The sequence below is a fragment of the Pseudomonas cyclaminis genome, assembly GCF_015163715.1.
GTDB classification, from domain to species: domain Bacteria; phylum Pseudomonadota; class Gammaproteobacteria; order Pseudomonadales; family Pseudomonadaceae; genus Aquipseudomonas; species Aquipseudomonas cyclaminis.
This window is the reverse complement of the sequence record NZ_JADDUM010000225.1, coordinates 21,069-28,595: the sequence shown is the minus strand read 5'-3', so window position 1 is coordinate 28,595 and position 7,527 is coordinate 21,069. Positions and strand designations below refer to the sequence as shown.

Annotated in this window: 6 protein-coding genes; 4 read left to right on the top strand and 2 right to left on the bottom strand. The window is 59.1% G+C overall.

Translation table 11 applies throughout. The features are described from left to right. Positions 1-175: 175 nt before the first annotated feature. Complete coding sequence (locus IQK56_RS25075) at positions 176-715, bottom strand: TetR/AcrR family transcriptional regulator (RefSeq protein WP_122306769.1); 540 nt, start codon at positions 713-715, stop codon at positions 176-178. Between the two features lie 91 nt (positions 716-806). On the opposite strand from IQK56_RS25075, the gene IQK56_RS25070 reads away from it, so the two are divergent. From IQK56_RS25070 to IQK56_RS25055, 4 genes are all read left to right on the top strand, one after another. Next, a complete protein-coding gene (locus tag IQK56_RS25070; protein ID WP_193864074.1) occupies positions 807-2,009 on the top strand; it encodes an MFS transporter in 1,203 nt (400 codons plus the stop codon). 77 nt (positions 2,010-2,086) lie between these two features. Continuing rightward, positions 2,087-3,235, top strand: a complete 1,149-nt coding sequence (locus tag IQK56_RS25065; RefSeq protein WP_122306767.1) for a TDT family transporter — start codon at positions 2,087-2,089, stop codon at positions 3,233-3,235. Between the two features lie 56 nt (positions 3,236-3,291). Next, positions 3,292-5,166 (top strand): MFS transporter, encoded by a 1,875-nt coding sequence (locus tag IQK56_RS25060; protein ID WP_193864073.1) that lies wholly within the window; start codon positions 3,292-3,294, stop codon positions 5,164-5,166. A 705-nt stretch (positions 5,167-5,871) separates the two neighbouring features. Beyond that, positions 5,872-7,059, top strand: coding sequence for a M91 family zinc metallopeptidase (locus IQK56_RS25055; protein WP_341869542.1), 1,188 nt, complete (start codon positions 5,872-5,874; stop codon positions 7,057-7,059). A 75-nt stretch (positions 7,060-7,134) separates the two neighbouring features. On the opposite strand, the gene sugE is transcribed toward IQK56_RS25055, so the two are convergent. After that, positions 7,135-7,449: a quaternary ammonium compound efflux SMR transporter SugE gene (gene sugE / locus IQK56_RS25050; protein WP_150675789.1), complete on the bottom strand. Its 315-nt coding sequence runs from the start codon at positions 7,447-7,449 to the stop codon at positions 7,135-7,137. Between the last annotated feature and the right edge of the window lie 78 nt (positions 7,450-7,527).

The window sequence follows — 7,527 nt, the reverse complement described above, 5'->3', positions numbered from 1 at the left end:
TGTAGGAAGCCCCCACTACCTTTTCGACGTAGGCGCTGTCGCGCAGTCAAACTGGTGGCGGCCTACAAAATCTCAGTTTCAGAGGTGGTTTTTTAACTCTTTAAAATCAGTAACTTATTTTATGTTTGATAAGAGGGGGCTTGCCTCCTCCCACATTGGGTTATGGGTGAGGCTTTTATCTCCTCAAGGCGAGTTCAATCAGTGCAGGCAGTTCTTCAGCCGCCAACGGTGCCGTCGAAAACAGAATCCGAAACACTGTCGGCGCCGCCAGCAAGTTGATCAGGCGGTCGACGCTGGGCGGGTTGTCATCCGGGTAGCGCTCGACAATCGCCTGAAGCTGCCCACTCAATATGCTCACGCAATACCCAGGCGTCACGCTGCATTGCACGTCGCGCATCATGTTGCGCCCCGGTTCTGAACTCATTTCATCCAGATACTGCTCGGCCCAGGCTTGCAGGTCGCCGCGCAGACTGCCGGTGTTGGCCGGCTCGCTATCAGGCTGCATGCGCGCCAGGGCCACATCGGCCAGGAGTACGGAGAGGTCGCCCCAGCGTCGGTAGATGGTCGACGGCGTGACGCCTGCGCGAGTGGCAATCATCGGCACGGTGACGCTGGAGCGCTCGTGGGTTCCGAGCAGCTCACGCACGGCCGAATGAACGGATTCTTGTACCCGGGCACTACGGCCCCCCGGGCGGAGGCCTTCTTTAATCGCCATGTTTATGACCTTAACACAAAGAATTTGCTTTAAGCGCTGGTCAGTCGCACACTCCATAAAAGCAATATATTAGCTTTAGTGGAGCGTGCCGATGTCCAGTCCTATTTCCCACCGTTCCAGCCTGGTGTTTCTGGCGATCACCTTGCTGACATTCCTGGCCGCGTCCAGCGCGCCGACGCCGTTGTATCACCTGTATCAGCAAGGCCTGCATTTTTCTGCGGGTATGCTCACGCTGATCTTCGGTGTATACGCACTGAGCCTGCTGGCGGCGCTGTTGACGGTGGGTTCGCTGTCGGACCACCTGGGGCGCAGGCCGGTGATTTTTGCTGCGCTGCTGCTGAATATGTTGGCGATGCTGCTGTTTATCAATGAAGACAGCGTGGCCTGGCTGATCGCGGCGCGTACGTTACAGGGCTTTGCCACCGGCATGGCCACGGCGGTGCTGGGCGCGGCGCTGTTGGATACCGACCGCCAGCAAGGGCCATTGGTCAATAGTGTGGCGCCGTTGCTGGGGATGGCGTGCGGGGCGATGGGTAGCAGTTTGCTGGTGGAGTTCGCGCCATTGCCGACGCAGTTGGTCTACGCGGCGCTGCTGGCACTGATGTTGGTGCAGGCACTGTATGTGTGGCGCCTGCCGGAAACCGTCAGCCGTATTCCGGGTGCATGGGCATCGCTGCGGCCAACCCTGCATGTGCCGCCCCAGGCACGCCGGGCGCTGTGGTTGTCGTTGCCGGTGGATGTGGCGGTGTGGGCGATGGGTGGGTTCTATTTGTCCCTGGCGCCTTCGTTGGTGCGGGCGGCGACGGGGTCCACATCCAACCTCATCGGTGGCGGTCTGGTCGCGGTGCTGACGTTGAGCGGGGCGCTGATGATCTTCACCTTGCGCAATCGCCCGGCCGACAAGGTGCTGCGCCTTGGCGCAGCATTGCTGGCAGTGGGGGTGACGCTGATCCTGACGGCGGTACACAGCGCCAGCCTGTCGTTGTTTTTTATCGCCACGCTGATCGCCGGCAGCGGCTTCGGCGCAGGCTTTCTCGGGGCGTTGCGCAGCGTGGTGCCGTTGGCGTTGCCCCATGAACGAGCCGGGTTGATGTCGGCGTTTTATGTGCTCAGTTACCTGGCGTTCTGCCTGCCGTCGTTGCTGGCGGGCAACCTGATCCGCAGTTACGGCCTGATCGTGACCACCGACGGCTACGGCGCGGTGCTGATTGTATTGGCCCTGGGTGCACTGGTGGGGTTGAGAGTGCAGGACACTTCACGTCAATCGAATATCTGCAAAGTAGATAACAGTTAGAGATATTACCCGTTATATAGATATTCGATCAGGTTCTATGATGGTCCCAACCTCATGCGAGGAAGAGGATTTTCATCATGACCTGCTCGAACACCATCAGCTACAAACCCTTCAGTCACCTGACCCGGCCTCGGGAAGTGATCCGCCAGTTCACCCCCAATTGGTTTGCCGCAACGATGGGCACGGGAGTGCTGGCTTTGGCACTGGCGCAATTGCCGGTCAATCTGCCCGTATTGCACACCATCGCTGAAGGCCTGTGGATGTTTACCATAGGGCTGTTCATCCTGTTCAGCGTCTTGTATGCCGCGCGCTGGGTGATGTTTTTCCACGAGGCGCGGCGGATCTTCGGGCATTCCACGGTTTCGATGTTCTTTGGCACGATTCCCATGGGGTTGGCGACGATTCTCAACGGTTTGCTGTTGTTCGGCCTGCCGCGTTGGGGCGCTGATGTGATTCCGGTGGCCGAATTCCTGTGGTGGTTGGACGTCGCAATGGCCCTGGCCTGCGGCGTGCTGATCCCGTTCATGATGTTTACCCGCCAGGAACACAGCATCGACCAGATGACCGCCGTGTGGCTGTTGCCGGTGGTCGCCGCCGAAGTCGCCGCGGCCAGCGGAGGCTTGCTGGCGCCGCATCTGGCGCACGCCCATTCGCAACTGGTGATGCTGGTGACCAGCTATGTACTCTGGGCGTTCTCCCTGCCGGTGGCGTTCAGCATCTTGACCATCCTGATGTTGCGCATGGCCCTGCATAAACTGCCCCACGCCAACATGGCCGCGTCGAGTTGGTTGGCGCTCGGCCCTATTGGCACCGGCGCCCTGGGCATGTTGCTGCTCGGTGGCGACGCGCCCGCGATCTTCGCCGCCAACGGCTTGCCGGGTGTGGGCGAGATCGCCAACGGCATCGGCTTGATCGCGGGGGTAACCCTGTGGGGCTTCGGCTTGTGGTGGATGTTGATCGCGGTGCTGATCACCCTGCGTTACCTGCGCGCCGGCATTCCCTTCAACCTGGGTTGGTGGGGGTTTACCTTCCCGTTGGGCGTGTACGCCCTGGCCACGCTCAAATTGGCGAATGTGCTGCACCTGGCATTCTTCAGCCTGTTTGGCAGTGCGCTGGTGGTGGCATTGGCGCTCATGTGGCTGATCGTCGCCAAGCGCACCGTGCAGGGCGCCTATAAAGGTGAGCTTTTTGTTTCGCCATGCATTGCAGGGTTAGCGAATAAGTAAGCGGGATTAGGTAAAGTCGTGGCCTGATAAATAAAGGCCACGCAGGAACACGGACGATGAGCCACCCCTCGCAATTCACCTTGCTGCGCACGCGGCGCTTTCTGCCGTTTTTCATCACCCAGTTGCTGGGCGCCTTCAACGACAACATTTTCAAGCAATCGCTGATCCTGGCGATCCTCTACAAGCTCACCATCGACGGTGATCGCTCGATCTGGGTCAACCTGTGCGCCTTGTTGTTTATCCTGCCGTTCTTCCTGTTCTCGGCGCTGGCCGGGCAGTTTGGCGAGAAATTCAACAAGGACGCGTTGATTCGCGCGATCAAGATCGGCGAGATCGTGATCATGGCCGTGGGCGCCACGGGCTTCCTGACCAACCACCTCGAATTGATGTTGCTGGCGCTGTTTGCCATGGGCACCCACTCGGCGCTGTTCGGCCCGGTGAAGTACTCGATCATGCCCCAGGCCCTGCGCGACGATGAGTTGGTCGGCGGCAATGGCCTGGTGGAGATGGGCACGTTCCTGGCGATCCTGGCCGGCACCATTGGCGCCGGGATCATGATGTCGTCCACCCATTACGCGCCGATTGTGGCGGTGGCGATTGTCGGCGTGGCGGTGCTGGGTTACCTGGCCAGCCGCAGCATTCCACGGGCGGCGGCGTCTACCCCGCAACTGCGGCTGGACTGGAATATTTTCACCCAGTCCTGGGCCACGCTGCGCATGGGCCTGGGGCAGACACCGGCGGTGTCGCGCTCCATTGTCGGCAACTCGTGGTTCTGGTTTGTCGGCGCGATCTACCTGACCCAGATCCCGGCCTACGCCAAGGAATGGTTGTACGGCGATGAAACCGTGGTGACCCTCATCCTCACGGTGTTCTCGGTGGGCATCGCCCTTGGCTCGATGCTCTGCGAAAAGCTCTCCGGGCGTAAGGTGGAAATCGGCCTGGTGCCGTTCGGTTCATTCGGCCTGACGGTGTTCGGCCTGCTGCTGTGGTGGCACTCCGGCGGCTTCCCGCAGAACGTGCAGGCCAATGATTGGCTTGCGGTGCTCAGTTACGGCCAGGCCTGGTGGGTGTTGATCGATATCCTCGGCCTCGGTGTGTTCGGCGGCTTCTATATCGTGCCGCTGTACGCGCTGATCCAGTCGCGCACCGCCGAGAACGAGCGTGCGCGAGTGATCGCCGCCAACAACATCCTTAATGCACTGTTCATGGTGGTGTCGGCCATTGTGTCGATCCTGCTGCTGAGTGTGGCCAAACTGCCGATCCCGGAGCTGTTTTTGGTGGTGTCGCTGCTCAATATCGCGGTCAACACCTACATCTTCAAGATCGTCCCCGAGTTCACCATGCGTTTCATGATCTGGCTGCTCAGCCACTCCATGTACCGCGTGGAGCATAAAAACCTCGACCTGATTCCGGACGAAGGCGCGGCCTTGCTGGTGTGCAACCACGTGTCGTTTGTCGATGCGCTATTGATTGCAGGGTCCGTGCGTCGGCCGATTCGTTTTGTCATGTACTACAAGATCTACCGCCTGCCGGTGCTCAACTTCATCTTCCGCACCGCCGGGGCGATTCCGATTGCCGGGCGCCATGAAGATATCCAGATTTACGAAAAGGCCTTCACGCGGATTGCGCAGTATCTGAAGGAAGGCGAGCTGGTATGTATCTTCCCCGAAGGCAAGTTGACCGCCGATGGCGAGATGAACGAGTTCCGTGGCGGGGTGACGCGAATTCTGGAGGAGACGCCGGTGCCGGTGATTCCGATGGCGTTGCAGGGGCTGTGGGGGAGTTTTTTCAGTCGCGATCCAAAAAAAGCGGTGTTTCGCCGATTATGGTCGCGGGTGACGTTGGTGGCGGGCCAGTCGATAGCGGCACAGGTGGCGACACCTAGCCAACTGCAGGGTGTGGTCGGGGAGTTGCGGGGGGCGGTGCGCTAACCAACACCGGGTACATTTATGGGCTGTTCGCTACGGGAGAGGGTGGCAAGCAGCACAATAGCTCCTGGTTTCCGGGCAACAGGAGAGCCATCCGCTCTATTCTCAGGAACGTTTCCAGCCATCCACCCCACTTATTTGTCGTACACCCATCACGCATTGCTGGAGGTACCGGATGAGTTCTTCTACTGCACCCTCATCGCCTATTTCGCATCAATCGCCTGGTTCCAGCGAGGATGAGAAAAGCAACGCTGCTTATCGAGACGCCAGTGATCCGGCAAGACAGGCCGCTCGCGCAGCGCCTTACACGGCCAATGTGCCATTTATGTACAACACGGTCACTGAGCCGTCAGGAGGAGGGGGCGGGCCTGCCGAGAAGGTGCCGATTACCTATGGGGGAGATAATGACCTCCAGCGGCACACAAGGCAGGCTGATGCCTCGCAGGGCCGTCCATACTTCCAGAGTGCACCGAGTCGTGAACAGGTTCGGAGCGCGGCCATTGGCGGTCGAGGCGCGATTGATTTCGGCGCTCCTGAACGACCCGTGTCAATGCACCTCAGTTCGATGACGGTAACGTTCGCATCCAATACGACTCCAAGAGTTCGCCTGGTTCTGCTTCGGCCAAGGAGACCCTGAGAATCACTACGGGTCCTGGGGATGACAACGTCAATATTGAACGTGGGAAGGACGGTGGGCTTCTCGCCCACGTGAATGGACACTCATACGCAATTCCTTTTGGTGAAAACCCTCGCAATCAGCAACGTGTTTTGATTAATACGGGCAATGGGAACGATGGCGTCAGCATCGATTACGGAGGTAGCCAGGAAACCATCATCAATGCCGGTGCGGGTGACGACACCGTCTATGGAGGGGCGGGCAGGACGAGTGTGTACGGGGGGGACGGCTCTGACGTTATCAACCTGGGCAGTGGCCCGAGCTACGCGGAGGGCAATGACGGGAATGATTTTATAACGGGGGGCAGTGGCAACGCGGTGATCTACGGTGGCAGAGGCAGTGACGAGTTGCGTGCGGGTGGCGGCTCGAATAGCAAAGTCAATTACGTGGATGGCGGCGAGGGTAACGATTACATTTCGGGCGGCAGGGGACACAATATTTTGCATGGCGGGCCAGGTGATGACTACATCTTCGGGGGTGACAGCAACGTTATTTATACGGGGCGGGGGAGTGACACGGTTCAGACATATAACGCAGAGGATACGGTATATGGGCAGCGCGATTCTGACGATCTGAGTCAACTGCGCTCATTGAAGAATTTCTACGATGTAGCCCCGCTAAATGTTGGTCGTACGGGTGTCAGGGTGTCGGGTTCTGAGCGATTCATACAACGTACGAACGATGATCTGGAGTCCATGAGAAGCTCGCCGGTAGGGCAAGGGGTGCTTGCAAAGATCGACTCACTCCATGCTCCTGTCACGATCCGGGAAGGTTCCGAAGGCAGCTTTTACCACTATTCGGACCCGGGCAGGGCAAATGCGCGCGATGATGACATTCGTCGTTTGGGGCTGGCAAATGGCTATATCTCAAACGGCATCCCCGGAGTGCCGGCGAAAACCCCGGTTGTCACCTATCAGCCTAACTTCATCACGGGTAGCCAGCGGCCCCCGATCGTGGTTTTACAACATGAATTGGCGCATGCAATCAACGGCGGAGAAGGCACCTTTCTATCAGGTAACACTTTTACACACTACGAAGGTAATACGCCTGTGTACGAAACCAACAACGAGCGCCAAGCGGTAGGGCTTCCTACCAGCCATAGGCCCCATCACTTCTCCGGACCCTACGCCAGGGCGACCTCCTACAATCCTTGGCCCTTTAATGAAAACGCGCTGCTGGGGGAGTTCCGTCTACCCTTGAGGCAGCGCTACTTAGAGTGATCCATCACTTCAGGGAGGCCGGTCATATTCAATGGGTGATGGGGCAGAGTGGCGTCTGCGCCCATCTTTCTGATGCTATGTGCTGATCTTCAGCCCCACCAGGCCGGCGATAATCAACGCCACACTCGCCAACCGAAACAACGCCATGGATTCCCCAAACAGGATAATCCCGGCAATCACGGTGCCCACGGCACCGACACCGGTCCAGATGGCATAGGCGGTGCCCAGCGGCAGCTCCTTCATGGCCAGGCCCAGCAGGCCGAGGCTGATGGCCATCGCCGCAATGGTCAGGGCGGTGGGCAGTGGCTTGCTGAAACCGTCGGTGTATTTCAGGCCGACGGCCCAGCCGACTTCAAACAACCCGGCAAAAAACAGAATGATCCAGGACATGATGACCTCGCTTATTCAGGCGGGGTCGTCCCCGGATTCAACGCTCGTTGGCGTCGCGAGGTCGTCCCCGCGAAGCCC

What these genes read in the sequence shown, in the direction of transcription:
- sugE (WP_150675789.1), bottom strand. Translation starts at nt 7,449, where the DNA reads ATGTCCTGGATCATTCTGTTTTTTGCCGGGTTGTTTGAAGTCGGCTGG.
- IQK56_RS25060 (WP_193864073.1), top strand. Translation starts at nt 3,292, where the DNA reads ATGAGCCACCCCTCGCAATTCACCTTGCTGCGCACGCGGCGCTTTCTG.
- IQK56_RS25065 (WP_122306767.1), top strand. Translation starts at nt 2,087, where the DNA reads ATGACCTGCTCGAACACCATCAGCTACAAACCCTTCAGTCACCTGACC.
- IQK56_RS25075 (WP_122306769.1), bottom strand. Translation starts at nt 715, where the DNA reads ATGGCGATTAAAGAAGGCCTCCGCCCGGGGGGCCGTAGTGCCCGGGTA.
- IQK56_RS25070 (WP_193864074.1), top strand. Translation starts at nt 807, where the DNA reads ATGTCCAGTCCTATTTCCCACCGTTCCAGCCTGGTGTTTCTGGCGATC.